The organism is Sphaerotilus montanus (assembly GCF_013410775.1).
GTDB lineage: Bacteria > Pseudomonadota > Gammaproteobacteria > Burkholderiales > Burkholderiaceae_C > Sphaerotilus > Sphaerotilus montanus.
Window position 1 is genome coordinate 203,287 of record NZ_JACCFH010000002.1, and the last position, 17,246, is coordinate 220,532.

The window sequence follows — 17,246 nt, forward strand, 5'->3', positions numbered from 1 at the left end:
CGTAGCGTAGAAGGCAGACAAAGCGCAGGAGCGAGCACATGCCGATGAACCGAATCCAGTTCCAGCAAGGGATGTCGCTGCCGGAGTTCATGAGCAGCTTCGGCACGGAAGAGCAATGCGCCGAGGCGGTCAAGCAGGCACGCTGGCCCCAGGGCTTCGAGTGCCCGCGCTGCGGCACTGCGGCGCACTACGTGGTGGGCCAGGGCGCACGCAAGCTGTATCAATGCAACGGCTGCCGCCACCAGACTTCGCTGACCGCGGGCAGCCTGTTCGCGAGCACCAAGCTGCCGCTGAGAACGTGGTTCCTGGCGATCTACCTGCTCAGCCAGGCCAAGACGGGGCTGTCGGCGCTGGCGCTCAAGCGGCAGGTGGGCGTGAGCTACCCGACGGCGTGGCTGATGCACCAGAAGATCATGCACGCGATGGCCGAGCGGGAGAGCCAGCACCGGCTCGACGGCACGGTGCAGCTCGACGATGCCTACCTCGGCGGGGAGCGCAGCGGCGGCAAGGCGGGTCGGGGTTCGGAGAACAAGGTGCCGTTCGTGGCGGCGGTCTCGGTCAATGACCAGGGGCATCCGCAGTACGTCAAGCTCGCGCCGGTGAGCGGCTTCACGCTGGAGGCGGTGGGCCAGTGGGCGCAGGCGGCGCTGATGCCGGGAGCGCGGGTGGTCAGCGACGGGCTGGGGTGCTTCGCCGCGGTCACCAGCGCGGGCTGTCTGCACACGCCGATCGTGGTGGGGCAGCGCAAGCCGCGCGAGCTGCCCGAGTTCACCTGGGTCAACACGGTGCTGGGCAACCTGAAGACGACGTTGTCGGGTGCGTTCCATGCGTTCAAGTACCCCAAGTACGCCAGCAGCTACCTGGCAGCGTTCGCCTACCGCTTCAACCGTCGGTTCGACCTGCGCGAGTTGGTGGCTCGGCTCATCATCGATGTCTCGCGGTGCAAGCCTCGGGCTCAGCGGGTCGTTCGGGGGAATGCTGAGGATCGTTGCTAATCAGGACGGCGCTTGCAACCGGGCGATTCGATCAGGCCGATGCTGCGGTCGGATTCGATCAGCGCGATGCGGCGCTCGACGAGCGTCCGGTATTCAGCCGGCCAGCCTGACGGAATTTCTGTCACAGGCTGGATTCCAAGCCATTCGAACCATTTGGTCTGCAACTTGCCGGCGGCCATGCGGCGGGCCATCACGATTTCGAATGCTCGCTCACCGACATTTATTTCCGGTGGCGTTGATGTATCTAGGCGATCAGTTAACAGACCATAAAAGCTATAGCAACGCCAATCCATTTCCTCCTGCAGCGATACCATTTGACGACGCAGCGCAGCAGTTTCTTCACGAGCCGATTGCAATGTAGCTTTGGTTGGATCTTCTCCGCGAGCCAAGACCGCAGAAGGGGAAATACTAGAAATGCATTGCGCCAAATTATCTATACGGCGAGCCAGATCTACCGGGCGATCAGTAACTAGCGGAAATTCAGCAACCTTTGTCGAATTGAAGGCGTAGAAATCATGCCATTTCTCATCTTTACTGCTTCCACCACCCGGCCCGCCTTTGTTGTGACAGACCTGCTGAAACCAAAAACACGCCACCGACGAATTCAGCAGCCCGAGCAGCTCCAAGTGCTCGTCTTCCGTGGCGCCGGCGGGCAGCTTGATCACCGGGGCAGTACGGTTGAAGACCTTCCCGCCACGGTCAAGAACAAAGTGGTTGTGCGTAGAAATATCTGCAAAAGTTATACCAAGAGAATTTTTATATCGAATTGGAAAAAACATCGAGTGCTCATACCAACGCAAACCTCTATCTTCGATGTAATTTCCGAAATCCTTTCGCTCTTTCAATAGTCGACGATATAACCAAAAATGACGGTCAATCGATTGTGGAAAATTATCCAACACTATGGCCGTTTTTTTGTCATATGGGAATATAGTTGCTATTTTTGTATTAACGATATGATCGCGAACGTGCTCACCCTCTACCAGAGGTATCGTGATACATGCAAGATTGTTTCTAGAAATCCATCCGGCATCAACTGAAAAAACATTGTCTTCGCCTGTGTGAGTTGTCCTTCCAATTGAAGAGCAAACGTCGGCAAGGCGAAGAGTATTTAAATCCTCAAGGTGTTCTAGGAGATCAGCAGCACCGCCGCCTCCAATACTCCAAGGGTGTTTGCCAAACGTTGCCCGCGACGTATCCGCCACGCTGACGAAATCACTTTCGCTGCCCGCCCGGTCCATCTGCCCGACGATGGCGCTCCAGACCAGACCATGCGCGGGATCGTCCGGCGTGGACGGCTCGCCCTTGATGCCCATGACCGTGCGGACCTCGCCCGCGACCGGCGCCCGGTGGCGGCCGAACAGGATCACGGTCGGCGTGCCGTGGCCGGGGATGTAGGCGCCCGAGGTATCGACCACATGCGTCAGGTCGAGACGTGGCAACACCTCTTCAATCAGCTTCGAGCCGAATTCGCGCTTCATGAACGAGTTCGCCGTGATCAGCCCGACAAACCCCGCCGACTGCCCATCCCGCCCCGTCACCGCCAGTTCAAAGAACCGCTCCGTGAACGGCGCCCCGAGCGAATACTTCATGTGGCAACTGGCGTACTTCAAGCGATACGCCTTGTTCAGCGCCGCATCCTTGACCACGATGTACGGCGGATTGCCCACCACCGCGTGGTACTGCCGCCCGAGGATCGCCTGCACCTGCGCCAGATCCTCGCTCGCATAGGCGTGCGCCAGCCCCGTGTCGGCGTGCGCCTCGGCCATGTCGAACAGATCGCCCGTGCCCTTGGCCCCGAAGCGCGTCCCGTGCAGCAGGCTGTCGCCGATCGCCACCGGAATCCTGAAATCCGGCGCCTCCGCCAGCCGCGCGCACCCGCTCACCCGCAAGGCCGCCACCAGCAGCCGGAACCGCGCGATCGCCACCGCGAACGGGTTCAGGTCGACCCCCGCCACCGCGTCCAGCGCCCGCTGCGCGACATCGCGCACATTGCGCCCCGGCTCCGCCTGCGCCCACGCCCGCACCAGCCGCTCGAACCCGCCCAGCAGAAAGTGCCCCGAGCCGCAGGTCGGATCGATCATCCGCACCGCATGCAACCCGAACTCCCGCAGCGCCGGCGTCAGCGTGCGGTCCAGGATGAACTCCTCGACGAACTCCGGCGTCTGCAGCAGCGCATACCGCTTGCGCGTCGCCTCCGACAGGTCCTGGTACAGATCGCCCAGAAAGCGCGTGTTCCACTCCGCGTCGGTGAAGTCATGCACCAGCGCCCCGGTGTCCGGGTCCACCTGCTGCCAGAACTGCAGCAGCCGCTGTGCCTGCGCCCCGCTCAGCCCCAGGCGGAACACGGGGTTGTGCGCCTCGTCAAAGAACGTCTGCAAACCCGGCAACTCCCCCGCCTCGCGGAACGCGGCCAGCAGGTAATCGCGGTCGGTGTGCAGCGGCTCGGCGCGGAAATACGCCTCGTGCCGGTCCCGCGCCAGCGTCAGCCGGTCCGTCTGCGGCGGCCCCGCCAGCCACGGCCGCGCCACCAGCCCGTTGTCCTCGATGAAGCGCAGGAACACGCCGCTCAGCAGCCAATGCCCCCCCGCTTGCGTGATCACCGCGTCGGCCCAGCTCTCGAAGGTCTCGGCCGTGCGGTCGGCCACCCGCGCGGCGTCCCACTCGGCGGTGAGGTCCGTGCGCAGGGCGTGGTCCTCGGCGATGCGCTGGCGCAGGTCGTCTTCGGTGAGCTTGAGCTGGCGGGTCAGGTCGGCCAGCAGGCGTTGGGCGTGGATCATGGTGGAAAGCTCCCCTGTGTACTTGCTTGCTTGTTCGTTCGTGTGTGGCGTGGGTCAGTGCGGTGTCCGCGTCCAACCCCCACCCCGCCCCGTCATCCTCGCGAATGCGAGGACCCACGCACGCCCCGACGGTGGCCGCGTGCGTGGGTGCCCGCCTGCGCGGGCATGACGGAAAGGGGGCGCTTCATGTCGGCGTGGCGGCGCGGTGCTGGTTCTCGATCCACGCTTGCGGCAGCGCGACCGTGTGGCCGTGCTGCAGGTGGTTGACCAGCGGCACCGGCTGGCCATCGACCATCGGCAGACCGGTGCGCGACGTGGGCAGCAGCAGCCACGCGCCGGGTGTGCGCCCGGGTCGGCCGGCCGCCTGCTCCAGCTCGGTGACCAGCCCCATCAGCCCGTAGCGCGCCAGCAGCCCGACGTTCACCACCAGCCGCGGCCCCGGGCTGTCCAGCAGCGCCGCCCGCAGCCCCGGCAGCGTGCGCTGCACCAGGCGCTGCAGGTTGAGCCAGTCGCGCGTGGTCGGCTCCGCCGCATCGGCGCGCAGCACGACCGACCAGTCCACCCGCGCCGCCGCCGCCTGCGCCTTCAGCGCCGCGAGCAGCAGCGCATCCACGCTCAGCCGCTGCAGATCGCCCGGCTCCGTGCCACCGAATCGGCGCAGCAGCTCGGCCTCGGCCCGCTGCGCCAGCCGCGGCGCGGCGGTGAGCACCAGCAGCCCGCCCTGGCGCCGGCTGCGCTGCAGGCGCGCCTCCACCTCGGCGGCGTCGGCCAGCAGCGTGTCGTCCAGCGCCGCCGCGCCGTGGCTCAGCCGGGTCGGCAGGCGCGAGAAGGCGGTGGTGAGACCGGCCGTGGCGCCCCGGCCGAGCAGGGCGCTGCAATAGGCGCCCTCATGCCCGGCGGCCGTGGCGTCCCAGTGCAGCGGCGCGCCAGCTTCTTCGAGCAGCCGGTCCAGCGCCGGCCGCTCGGGCAGCGCCGCCGCCTCGGGGTAGCGGCCCCGCACCCGCGCCTGCAGATCCACCGCCCGCAGCTCCCGCACACCCACCAGCGCGCCCAGCGACTGCCGCAGCGCCTGCAACGCGGACATGCCGCGCGGATACAGCTCCTGCCGACTCGACAGCGCCGCCCGCCGCGACGCCGACGCCGCCAGCCGCAGCAACCGCCCGGCCGGCAGCACCAGGGCAGCCCCCGCCGCCGCCACCGACCCCGGCCCCTGCAAGCCCACCGGCAAGGGCACGCCTTCCAGCGTCTCCAGCACCCGTTGCGGCGGCAACAACGGATCGGCCGCCGCGCAAGCATCCGCCGCCGCGCCAAGCTGGCGCGCGTAGTCCGCCCAGGCCGCCGCGCGGGCGATCAGCGGCGCGCCGCCCGCGTGGTCGTGCGCCTCGAAGCGGGGCGCCTCCAGGTTCGACTCGGCCTCGACCGCCGCCCGCAGCACCGCCGTCGCCAGCCGCAGACGCTCCACCTCGTCCCGCGCCGCACAGCCGCGCAGGCTCAGCAGCGCCAGGGCGGCCTCCTGCGCGCTCATCACCTGCCCCTGGCTCACCAGCAGCGCGTCAAGCTGGACCCGCAGTTCGGTGAACGCCGGGGTCTTGAGCCAGCGCTCGCGGGCCTTGAGCACGGTGGTGGTCAGCGTGCTGCGCACGACGTCGCTCGCCTCGGCCGCTTCGCCCAGCGTCGGCCAGCGGCCCGCCGGCACCGCGTCGTCCAGCCCGAGGTAGTGGGCCAGCGCCGCTTCTTCCGGCCGGTCGTCCCCGGCCGGGCGGCGTGGCAGCAGCAGCGCGGCCAGCTCGTTGACGCTGACCGCGCCGTCGGCCGACTCGTCGGCGTCGTGCGCGGTGTGCCGACCCTGGGTCAGGTCGGGGCGCAGCCGGGCCAGCTCCTTGGCGGTGAGCCGGATCTCCTTGCGCACCCGGTCGCCCACGCCGCGCAGGTAGCGGAACTTGATCCGATCCACCGCCAGCAGCTCGCGCGCGTTGTGGACGCCCATGCGGTCGAGCACCTCCTGCGCCGCCGCGCTGTAGCCCAGCTCGGCCATCGTGGTGCGCAGGGTGACGGTCGGGGCCAGTGCGGTCAGCCCGGCCTGCGCATCGGGCGTGGCCGGGTGCAGCGTGGCGCGGGCCGTGAAGATCGCATCCCAGGCGCGCAGCATCTCCTCGGCGTTGTCGTGGCGTTCGCGCGGGTCGCGCCGCAGCGCGCGGGTGAAGAAGGCGCCCAGCCCGTCGCGCATGACCGGGTCGAACACCTCGCGCTCGATGGTGGCCTCGACCTCCAGCATGGCCGGCGAGGTCCGCCCGTCGCCCCAGACCGGCGGCTGGCCGACCGCCATCTCGTACAGCGTCACCGCCAGCGCGAAGCGTTCGGCGTACAGGTCCCAGCGCGGCGGCCGGCGCAGCGACAGGAAGGGATCGAGGTAGGGCGGCGTGCCGGCGGTCAGGTTGGTCAGCGGTGTGCGGCACAGCGAGAAGTCGAACAGCACGAGCTGCAGCTTGCCGGTGCGGGTTGCGCTGACGCCAATGTTCTCCGGCTTGATGTCGCGGTGCGCGACGCCCTCGCTCTCCAGGTGGTTCACCGCCTCGATCAGCTCGCGGCCGAAGCGCTGCAGCAGGTCCAGCGACAGCCGGCCCTCGTGGCGCAGCAGGGCCGCCAGCGTCTTCTCGCCCGCATTGCGCAGGAGCAGCGCGGTGCGCCCGGCGACGCTGAGCGTCTCGCGGTGGGCGACGATGTGCTGGTGGTGCAGCCGGGCCAGCACCTCGCCTTCGGCCACCAGCCGCTCGTTGTGCGCGACATCCAGCGCCACCTTGAGCACGAGGTCTTCGTCACTGCCGTCGCGCCGCACCAGCAGCGCGTCGCTGGACGATCCCCGCCCGAGCCGCTTCACGACGCTGAAGCCGCCCTCCAGCCGGTCGCCCGTGCTGGCCGACGAGGGATCGATGGTGGCTTCGGGGTCGGGCGTGGTGAGCGCGTCCTCGACCTGGTCCAGGTCATCCAGGAAGCCTTGCACGGTGTCGTAGCGTGCGAAGACATCCGGGCAGGTGGCGTACTGGATCAGCTCCTGCAGCTTCGCGGTGCAGCCGTCCATCACGTCCGACAGCCGCAGGCCCTGGCCGATGCGCAGCTTCTCGTCGAGCGCGAGCACGGACTCGGCCGGCGGCTGGCCGCTGAAGACGAGGTAGGCGATGCAGCCGAGCGAGAACACGTCCAGGCTGGGGCCGTGGGCCGGGTCGCCGCGGGTGGTTTCCGGGGCGAGGTAGACCAGGCCGGGGTCTTCGACGTAGTCCTCGACGTGGCGGGTGCCGGTGGTGTGGTGCAGGGTGTCGGGGGCGCCCGCGTCGGCGCCGCTGGAGGCGTTGCGCGAGGCGGTCTGCCAGTTCGTCAGCCGCAGCGTCAGCGCGCCGCCCTCGGCACCCGGCACACCGTGGACGAGCACGCTCTGCGGCCCGAGCGCGCGGTGGACAAGGCGCTTGCCGTGGGCGTACTGCAGCGTCTCGGCGAGGTCGCGCACGAGCTGCAGCCGCTGCGTCAGCGTCAGGCGCGCGCCGTGGTCGCGCACCAGGTGGTCGAGCCGCACCGCGTCAGGGTCGTGCTCGAACAGCAGCGCCGGGCCGAGTTCGGTGTCCTTGTAGTCCTTGGCCTTGAGGATGCCGGGATGCTCGATGCCTTCGAGCACCTCGAATTCCCGCCGCGCCTGCCGGGTCCGCGCCGCGCGGGCCTCCGGGCTGGACGCGCCGGCCACGGTGTAGATGCGCACGCGGCGGTGGATGGTGTCGATCGAGACATGCTGCGCGGCCCAGTCCTGGAAGCCGTCGCCCTCGGCCAGCAGCGCGCCGAGCTGGTAGTCGCCGACCTGGCGGTGCTTGTTGGACGGGCGGATGCCGGCTTCCTTCAGGGCGCGGTCGATCGCGCGGGCCTGCTGCGTGTCGATCGGGCTGGCCAGCGGGAGCGCGGTGGTGGTGATGCCGCGGGTCAGCGCCGCGACGATGCCGGTATCGTCCGGCGTGCCGGGGCGGCCCTGCTGGAAGGTACCCAGGCGGGCGCGGCTGTCGAGGCGGCAATCCAGGCTGGTGGAGGACAGGAACACCGCCGGCTCGACGAACGGCAGGCGCATCTTGGCCTTGACGACCGCGGGCTGGCGCCGCAGCAGGCTGGCCAGGCGCTTGGCCTTGCGGTCGGCCAGGATCAGCGGGTTGTCGGTGGTGAGCACGCGGCCGTCGGTGGTCCAGGTCCAGGTGTGGACATCGCCAGCCAGCGTGCCGGGCCGGCTCTTGATCTCGACCACGAACAGCCCGGCGCCTGAAAGCACCAGCGCGTCCACTTCGCAGACCTTGCCCTGGTCGTCGATGAACTCGAAGTTGGTCCAGACGTGCCACGGGTCGCGGTCGGGCAGGTGGGCGCGCAGCCAGTCCAGCGCCTCGCGCTCCCACGCGAAGTTCGATGCGGCGATGACGTGCCAGCGGGCGGCGCTGAGCGTCATGCGGGGCCTCGCTCGGTGGGGTGGGGGCGTGTCGGGGCGCTTGCTTGAACGTGCTCCAGCAACTCACCCACGCTGCAGCGGAACAGCTTGCACAGGGCCTCGATCGTGGACAGATCGACCCGGGTGGCCGTCTCGCGGTACAGCGCGGCGATGGTGCTGCGGTTCAGCCCCGTCAGGCGTGCAACATCCGAGATCCGCAGCTTGTCGCGGCCCATGAGGGTGGAGAGGTGGCAGCGCAGCATCGGGGGGACTGTTTTGGCATGTGCGGTGGCGGGGTGGTGCGCAGGATAGCAAAACAGGGGGTCTATGTGTCCAAGGTGTCCCCGGCAGAATGAAAGAGTGCGCAGCCGCCACCAAATCTTGTGCGGGTTTTGCCCCCTGTGTCTTATTTCTGCGTGGCAGATACGCCTGAAAAAAGGCATGTGTAGACCATTGATCACGCGATAGACCAGTCAGCACTACCCAGTCTCCGTGGAGACGCTACGCCGGGCATGGAGAATGAAGGCGCAAGGGGAGTTCATGACCAAGAATGAAGATCTGGGCCCACGGGAGAACCCGTGGCTGACCCAACTGCTGTCGGCCTATCCAGGCGCACCGCACGGCAACAAGGAAACACGGGGGCTGGATTCTGACTTCGCTGTCCAGACCTACGTCCGTACTCGGCTGGATGACGTGCTGCGCGATGCCATCCTGTCCGGTGGTGTCCGGCTGGTAATCCTGTTCGGCAATGCTGGTGACGGCAAAACCGCCTTCCTGCAGAACCTGGCGCGCAGCCTGGGACGCACCGAGGTGCATTCGGCCGAGCAGATCTGGCAGATGACCCTACCCGACGGGCGCTGTCTGCAGGCAAACCAGGATGGATCGGCCGCCTGGCGAGGGCAACGAGCTGACGACCTGCTCGACCCCCTGCTCAAACCCCTCCAGAACGGCGACATGCCGCCCGATGCCGTGCGTATCGTCGCCATCAACAGCGGCAAGCTGCTGGAGTGGCTGGAACGGCAAGACTCCTTGTCGAGGATCGGTCAGCAACTCAAGCGCATGCTGATGGATGAAGGCACGACGCTCGACGAGCGCGTGCGCCTGATCGATCTGAACCAACGCTCACTCGTCGGCGGTTTCGACGCAGATGATGGGCGCTGGAGTACCAATTTCCTCGACACGCTGCTCGACCGCTTTCTCGACGGACCTGGAGAGGATCCTTGGGCGGTCTGCGGCGGTTGCAGCGCAGCCTCACGCTGCACGGCGCTGCGTTCGGTCAGGATGCTCAAGGACGATGCAAGCGGACCGCTGATCCGTCAACGCTTCACGCTTGCACTGCAGGCATGCCATCAGCGGGGCGAGGTTCACATCACCGCACGCGAGTTACGGGCCGTGCTGTCCTATGTGTTCTTCGGTGTGCACACCTGCAGCGACCTGCACCAGGCGCCCAGCCTGGTGCCTGACGGTTTCTGGCAACGCAGTTTCGATGCTGACAGCGCACATCGTCAAGGCGATCTGCTGGCTGAACTCGCCCGACTCGATCCAGCCCTGGAATGTGATCCCGACCAGGATCGGACGCTTCGACAGCATCCGCAGGTAGCCTCATCCCCTGCTGGGTTGGCCGAGGCCCGCCGTCGCGCCTGGCTGGGAGGCCTGGAGGACATGGATCCGACTGGCATCACGTTGACACATGGACGACATTTCGACCGTTTCCGGCGGGTGCGGATCATGAGCGCGCCGGAACTCCAGACGCTGACACAGGAGTTGTGCCTCGGCATCGCCCATCTCGAAGACCTGCCGACGCTGGCACTGGACAAAACCCATCTGGCGGCTGGTGTGCCCCTTCGAATTGCGCCGCGCACTCCCACCGAAACCGTTCTGTGGGTCAGCAAGCCCTGGGACCGTTTCCGGCTGGAGGCGGTGATGCCCGCAGCAGCGCTCGGACTGGAAGCCCTGCACACGCATGTGCGGTTGATCTATCGCGGTGAGCATGGCCGCGACGACGTCCTGGCCATGGGTCTGGAGCTGTTTCATCTGCTGCTGGAGTTGCGTGCCGGAGTGCAGTTGTCGGGCGTGGCACAAGAGGGCATCTTCGCCAACCTGGAGGTCTACACGCGGCGTCTGGCCAGTGAGGACACCCGCGAGTTGTTCGGCTGGCACCCTGGCGACGAGCACAGCTTGTTCCGCATCCGCGTGACGGCGGTGGATGGCGTGCAAACGATCGAACGCGAGGTGCTGCGATGAGTGCAGGAGAAAGGACCGTCAAGGCGATCGCAGAAGAAGTGCTCGGATCCCAGCGTGTGCGAGCGTTCTGGACGGCCAACCACTATGGGGTTCTGCCCATCGCGGCCCAGTCCTACGACATCGGGGCCATCTTGCCGGCGGTGCTGTACATGACCCGCTGGGGGCATCGCCGGGGCAAAGGACGCTTCGGCGCGACCTTCAGCCTGCAGGTCGACGACAAGCTGCAGGTGCCCACGATCAGCTCGGTGGCGAGCGCGCTCGAAGCGGCCACCGAGTCGCGTCTGAGCGGGTTTGGTGGCGAGATCGGGCGCGCGGTGCTCGGCGACCTGCTGCAGACCTGGTGCCTGGAAAACCGCAGCCACGCCACCGGCCACGACGAACCGGTGCAGCGGGTCTACCCGGCACATTACCTCGCGAGTTGGATCGACCTGCCAGGCACCATCGCACACCTGCGTCAGGTGCCCGAGATGCTGGTCGCGCTGCTCGCCGACCAGCCGGATGGGGAGTGGCTCGAAATCGGCCGCAACACAGCCGCCTTCCCGATCGGTGTGGCATGCACCGAGAACCCCTTGTTGAAAGTGTTCGGCCGACACATGGGTGTGCGCGGACGATTCGTGTCTGACGTGAGTGCCGACCGCTACGACGACGCTCAGGCGCACGATGCATCGATCGACGAACTGCTGATGGTCCGCCTGGCCGAGGCCTGTGGCGGTGCCCCTCTGAAGGCGCGGGGCAGCGATGGCAGCGACCGCATCGCCAACCGTCTTCCGCTGGCACGTCGGGCGGCCTCGGTCCTGCGCGCAGACCTCATGCAGTTCATCGGTCACCATGGCCAGACCATTCCCAGGCCACTGTTGATGCCGATGCTGGAGGCGGGCATTGCCCTCGGCCTGACACAGGTCATCCTGTCGACATCGGCACTGCTGTCGGACTGGGAGCGCAGCGGTCAGGTGCAAGCGCTTGATCAGCAAAGGCCCTGGCCCTTGTTTGTCGATGCCTCACAGGGCCAAGACAGGAGGCTGCGCGAGGTGTCGGAAATGTGCACGGGCGAAACCCTGCGGCGCCACGAACGCCTCGCGGTGACGATGATGGTGCTGCGGGTACTCGAAGACCGGGTGCGCGTCGACCGCAAATTGCGCGATCAACTCCCCACTGCGGACCGGGACAGCACCGCCCTGGTCAACCTGCTGGGTGACGTCCTGCATGAACGGCATCCTCGATCACAGGCCATCGCCGACGCGATCGACGAAGACGCGATGCGGCTGGCAGAAGCGCTGTCGCAGGAAGGGCAGGTACCCGACATCGTCGAGCGCTTGCGCGAAGGTCAGAGCCACCCGGCCATTCGGCTGGGAGAAGCGCTGTGTCAGCTGATGGGCGACAAGTTGCAACGCGGCAACCACGCACAAGCACTGGAATCGGCCCTGATGACCGACTCGCCACACGGCTTGGCCACCAAGCGTCGCGTCTATCGCGCCCAGCCCGGAGGTCATCGTGAGTCGCAGGATCTGCGGGCCGTGGTGCTACAGGCGCCGATGCTCGACTTTCTGGTGCATCGCTTTCTGGCCGATGGAGGCTCGATGCTGTCGCTGCCTGGTTTCCTGCGTCGCATGCGCGAGGACCACGGCCTCTACATCGACCAGCAGCCTCCAGGGCAGTCGATCTCGCAGCAACTGCTGGCGGACAACAAGCGCTTCCTAGAACGGCGCCTGCGCGACCTCGGCCTGCTGATCGGCGTCAACGATGCTGAAGGCATGAAACAGATCAAACCGCGCTACGACCGCGAAGTGAATACCCATGCTGCCTGACCAAGCCACACGATTGCTGACCCGTGCCCTCGGACGGTTGCTCGGCACGGCGATGCAGGCGAGCGTCTCCTATTTGCGCTGCCTGCCACCGGAGGTGTGCCGGGCCTTGGCCGCCGATCCATTCTTCCTGGTGCCGGGCTGGCGGATAGCCGTGGTGACCGATCAGATCGACATCGATCGGCGCTGCATCACCGCCGACCTGGCGGTGGCCTGGCGGGAGGAAAAAGGGGAGGCCACCCTGCTGCTGGTCGATCCGAGCAGTGCGGGGGCCGGCATGGACGGGATCTACAGCGCCGGACGGGAAATCAGCGAGAAGGTGCTGTTCGATGCAGCACGCGCTAGTGCGCGCGAGGATGTGCAGCGGGGCTACAAGACCCATGTCGACAAGGCCATGGTCAAGGCCCGGCAACTCAGCGGCCAACGCCATCTGGCCCCATGGCGCGAATTTGTCTATCTGTGCCGGGTGGTCACCGATCCCCGCCAAGCGGGCCTGGCGCTGCATGAACTGGGGCTCTGGCCAGTCGCATCCAGTGGCCGACCTGACGACGAAGACCTCGACAAGGCCGCTCGCCTGACCGAACGGTTGCTGCCGACGCAGGGTGCACGGTTGTCGCCCGAGCAACGGGTCGCCGCGCTGCGGCTCGACGCCACGCAGTCCGAGACGGAAAAAACGCTGGTCCGTTACCTGCGCGAGGTGCAAAGTCTGTCGCGCATCGAAGCGATGGCGCGACTGGCCCCGCTCGACGACCTGCAACTCAATCGGATGCGGCCCCGGCTGTTCGTCGACAGTGAGCTGGCGGCAGTCGAATGGGTCAGTTGGCGCGCCAGGAACCGCAAGCCGTACAAGTGGTCGGGCCTGAGCCTGAACGACGATGACCGGCTCGAACTGCTGCTGCAGACAGAAAACGAGTCGGCGGCCTCCGGCGCCCGGCTGGAAGTGCGCTGGCAGGTCGTACCGGAGGATCTGCCCAAGGGCAGCATCGACTACGTCATCGAGATCCGCACCGACCACGACGTGCTGGCGGAAAAGCGCGTCACGCACAGTGGCAAGACACCCCAGAAGGTGGTGTTCACGCAGGACGACTTCGCCGCCGTCGAGAGCGATGCCTGCTTCGAACCACAGGTCGTGATCCGCGTGCTGGGCGATCGCCCTCAACAGATCGTCAGCCCGGAAGACTTCATCCTGCGCTTCGGCCGCAGCGACCAGCCGGTGAAGGCCTCGGCAGGCAAGACCTTCGAGACGCTGGCCCTCGCGGTCGCCCATGTCGCGCCGAATGCCGACGTCTTCAAGACCATGGCCCGGGAGCCTGGCAACCCGGCGTTGTTCAGCGAGGATGCACGCGGCTACATCAGTTGCCGATGGGAGGGGAAATCGGGCAAGGTGTACAGCCCGCCACTGATCAGGCGATTGGCTCGGGACTGGATCGAACGGGGAGGTCCGATCGGACGCTGGCGCCTGAGCGTGCGAGCCGACGGCACACCCATCGGCACCGAAACCTTTGTGTCCATTGATGCCGAAACTGATGTCAGTGCGCTGACATTGGCCTCACGACGCCTGGCCCATTGGATGAGCAAGGCCCATGGTCCGATCGGCGTGCTGTACGACGATGATGCTGTGCCGGGACTGAGCGAATACGTGAATGCGGCGCGGCAGACCTGGAAGACAGGGACGCCTGAGTTGACCCTGATGCACACGCTGGAAGTGGTGTCGGCCACGGGCACCACTTTGGGTCTGATCGTGCTGCCCACCCACCCACTGCGCGTGGCCTGGCAGCAAAGCTTCGACGCCATGGTGCGCCACCACCGCTATGCCGAAGGACTGCCCGCTGCCAAGATCGAGCGTCTGCTCGCGCCGGTCACGGGTGCGCATTACCCGGCTTTCCTGCCTGGTCTGGAGGTGGGACAAGGATTCGTGTTCGCCGATGTCCTGGGCTTTCACGCTGTCGCCCTGGCTGCTGCCAATGATCCTGAACCCAAGGCCACTGTCGCGCTGCTCGGTCGCCTGGTCGGTGGTGACGAATCGATCGCGCCGACGGTGGGACGTGCCGCGGCCCAGGCGCTGGGCGCCGAAGTAGGGCGCTACTTGCGGCTGCACCCGTCCTATCGACGCATTCGCTTGCACGCTCTCCAGGTTGGTGACGCGATGCCGGTCGCCCGTGCCTTGAGCCATGCCCTGCAGGAGGTGCAGATCGAAGATGTGGACAGCGATGAAGCCTGGCCAGTGTGCTTCGAGCTGGATCTCTATGGGGGGCCGGGCACAGGCCGTTTTCTGGCCAAACTCAACGAACGCAGCCGCACCGGGGCGGCTGGCATCACGGAGGTGGACCGTCGCCTGCTCGACAGCGTGCACCGACCTGGCGGTGTGAGGTTGCCACGACTGCAGTGGGCCAGGCGCTCGGCGGAGCGCCCGAGCACGGCCGCGCACATGTGTCTGGCTTTCGATCTCTTCAAGGCCCGCCTGGAGACACGTCCCCGCGCCAGCCTGCCGCCTACTGGTGTGCTCGAAGCACACGGCCTGATGCTGATGCCCACCCGCGAGTTCAACGCCACCGCACAGCAGCCCCGCTGGATGAGCTACATACCGGCCAAGCCCGAAGGAGAAAAGCACCCGGTCACGCGTGTGCTGACCGAGCGCCAGGTCCTGCTGCACAACGCGGTGCTGCAAGCTGTGGCGCGCCAGCTGGGCGGAACCGTCGACGACTGGCCCGTGCTGGTCACCGATGCAGATGCTGTCCATGCCGGCTTGCTGGAGGAGATGCACCACCTGTGCGACTGGGTCGTGACCTCCGATCGCAATGCCGGCATCGAATACTTCGATTCACCGCTGGAGCTGCCGCGGGTCTACGAGGCCTACATCATCGATTGCGTGCCCGAGCGCGATGACCTTGGCTTCACCCAGCTGATCACCTCGACCAGCCGGCTCGACGAAATCCAGCGCCTTCTGGGCCGGGTGTTGCAAAAGATGGGGTTGCAGCCGACAGCACAAGCCTGCAGGTTTGTGCTCGATGGCCTGAAATCGATCAGCGGTCGCCTGGCCCTGCGCCTTGCGGGTGATGGCCGAACGGTCGAAGAAATGGTGGCGCTGGCACTGACCCGGCATCGACTGGCGCTAGACGGCACGGGTCTGTCCCTGCAGGATGGCTTCCTGATCCCGCTGGATGATGTGCCCGAACTGTTCAGTGATGTCGGCACGCCAGCGAACCGCTCGCGGCGCGCCGATCTGCTGCATGTCACGGCGGCGCGCCGTGGTGGGCTGAAGTTGACCTTCATCGAGGTCAAGTACCGCCGTCGGCTTGATGCGGCACAGTCCGACGAACTGGCCGATGAGATCGAAGCCCAGCTTGATGCGTCGTGCCGGCATTGGGAGCGGCTGTTCGGCATGGCCACGTCGATGCTTGAAAAAACCGTGCATCGAGCCTGGCTGGCGCGGGTGCTGCGTTTCTACGCGCGCAAGGGACGACGCCATGGATTGCGCGACCCTGCCTGGCAGGTGATCGACCGAGAAATCGACCGTATGGTCAAGAAGGAATCCGATCCCCCTGCGTTGTCAGATCTCGAACGGCGGGCCTACATTTTTTGTCCGGAATTGAACGATGGTCAAACGCTCGGCGTCGACCACGGCGGCGGGGCACAGATCCAGATCTTCGGTCGCAGCATCGATGCGGCAGCGCTGGTCACACTTGAAGCCTGTGCGCCGAGTACCGTTCGACCCCGAACCATGGGCGATCCAGCGATGGTTGAGAGTGACGCGGAAAGCCGTACCAGTGCATGCGAGGTGGCGATCGAATCAATGGATGATGCGCTGGCACCGCCTTCGAATGAGGCGGCCACAACACCGGTTGGGGCATCGACGATGGATTCAGATCCGACCGAGTCGTTGGCATCGCTGCGCCCTGCGCCGATTGCCGAGTCCACGAATCCACCCCGTGCCGACATCGTTCTCGGGCACAGGCAAACCGATGCCTCCGAACTGACCTGGTTGCCCAGCATCCGCAGCAATCCACACCTGATGATTCTGGGGTTGCCTGGCATGGGGAAAACCACCTGCCTGATCAACCTGTGCATCCAGTTGCAGGAGCACCAGATCACGCCGATCGTGTTTTCATACCATGAGGACATCGATGAGAAGCTTGCCGAGCGCATCAACAGTGGCTTGCTGGAAGTCAAGTTCAATGGCCTGGGATTCAATCCGATGCGTGTCGATCAGGACACGCCACATGCCTTTGTCGATAACGTCACCACCTTGCGCGACATTTTTTCCACCATCTTTCCGGACCTCGGCGATGTGCAGCTTGGCCGGTTACGCGAGGCCCTGAAGGCCAGCTACCAGGCTTGTGGCTGGGCCATCGGTCAGCGAGGCAAAACGCCGCCGTTTCGCGCTTTCTACGACCTGTTGAAGGCCGACCCCAAACCCGAGCGCGGTCTGCTGACGAGACTGAGCGAACTTGACGATTACGGATTCTTTGATCGTGTCGAAGGGGCTCAGTCCTTGCTTGACCAACGCCGGTGTGCGCTGGTGCAGATTCACGGCACGCAAAACGAAGTGCTCCAGCGGGCCTTCTCCACCTTCGTGCTGCACAACATCTACCAGAACATGTTCAGGCGTGGGCTGCAGTCCGAGATCACGCATGCGATCGTTTTCGACGAGGCGCATCTCGCTGCAGGTCTGAAGCTGTTGCCAACCATGGCCAAGGAATGTCGCAAGTACGGCATCGCCTTCGTCGTCGCGTCACAAGAGGCGAAGGACTTTGATCCATCGCTTTACAGCGCGATCGCGAACTACCTGACGCTGCGACTCAATGAGACGGATGCTCGCCAGATGGCCAGGATCTTCACCACCAGCGAGCGGGTAAAAGACTGTGCCGACGACATCAAGCGCATGGCCAAGTATCACGCGATGTACAACGGTGAAGGCTCACGTCGGCCGGTGGTGATCCGGTTGTTGGCGTGAGATGGGTTTGCAGACATCAGG

At 66.1% G+C, this 17,246-nt stretch carries 7 protein-coding genes; 4 read left to right on the top strand and 3 right to left on the bottom strand.

The features are described 5' to 3' along the window. The first annotated feature begins 38 nt into the window (after positions 1-38). Positions 39-995 (top strand): IS1595 family transposase, encoded by a 957-nt coding sequence (locus BDD16_RS22655; RefSeq protein WP_179632657.1) that lies wholly within the window; start codon positions 39-41, stop codon positions 993-995. On the opposite strand, the gene pglX is transcribed toward BDD16_RS22655, so the two are convergent. From pglX to BDD16_RS22670, 3 genes are all read right to left on the bottom strand, one after another. Continuing rightward, complete coding sequence (gene pglX / locus BDD16_RS22660) at positions 992-3,775, bottom strand: BREX-2 system adenine-specific DNA-methyltransferase PglX (RefSeq protein ID WP_179636394.1); 2,784 nt, start codon at positions 3,773-3,775, stop codon at positions 992-994. The genes BDD16_RS22655 and pglX overlap by 4 nt on opposite strands. Before the next feature lie 184 nt (positions 3,776-3,959). After that, positions 3,960-8,246, bottom strand: coding sequence for a BREX system serine/threonine kinase PglW (gene pglW / locus BDD16_RS22665; protein ID WP_179636395.1), 4,287 nt, complete (start codon positions 8,244-8,246; stop codon positions 3,960-3,962). Beyond that, positions 8,243-8,488 carry a helix-turn-helix domain-containing protein gene (locus BDD16_RS22670; protein ID WP_179636396.1) on the bottom strand — a complete coding sequence of 82 codons (246 nt, stop codon included), beginning with the start codon at positions 8,486-8,488 and terminating at the stop codon, positions 8,243-8,245. Before BDD16_RS22670 ends, pglW begins: the two co-directional genes overlap by 4 nt. 277 nt (positions 8,489-8,765) lie before the next feature. Here BDD16_RS22670 and BDD16_RS22675 point away from each other — a divergent pair, with 277 nt between their 5' ends. From BDD16_RS22675 to BDD16_RS22685, 3 genes are read left to right on the top strand one after another with little or no spacing between them, the layout of a single operon-like run. Beyond that, positions 8,766-10,469, top strand: coding sequence for a hypothetical protein (locus BDD16_RS22675; RefSeq protein ID WP_179636397.1), 1,704 nt, complete (start codon positions 8,766-8,768; stop codon positions 10,467-10,469). Beyond that, a complete protein-coding gene (locus tag BDD16_RS22680) occupies positions 10,466-12,274 on the top strand; it encodes a methylation-associated defense system protein MAD7 family protein (RefSeq protein ID WP_179636398.1) in 1,809 nt (602 codons plus the stop codon). The genes BDD16_RS22675 and BDD16_RS22680 overlap by 4 nt, the downstream gene beginning before the upstream one ends. Further along, entirely contained in the window at positions 12,264-17,225 is a 4,962-nt protein-coding gene (locus BDD16_RS22685; protein WP_179636399.1) for an ATP-binding protein, read from the top strand. The genes BDD16_RS22680 and BDD16_RS22685 overlap by 11 nt, the downstream gene beginning before the upstream one ends. Positions 17,226-17,246: the final 21 nt, after the last annotated feature.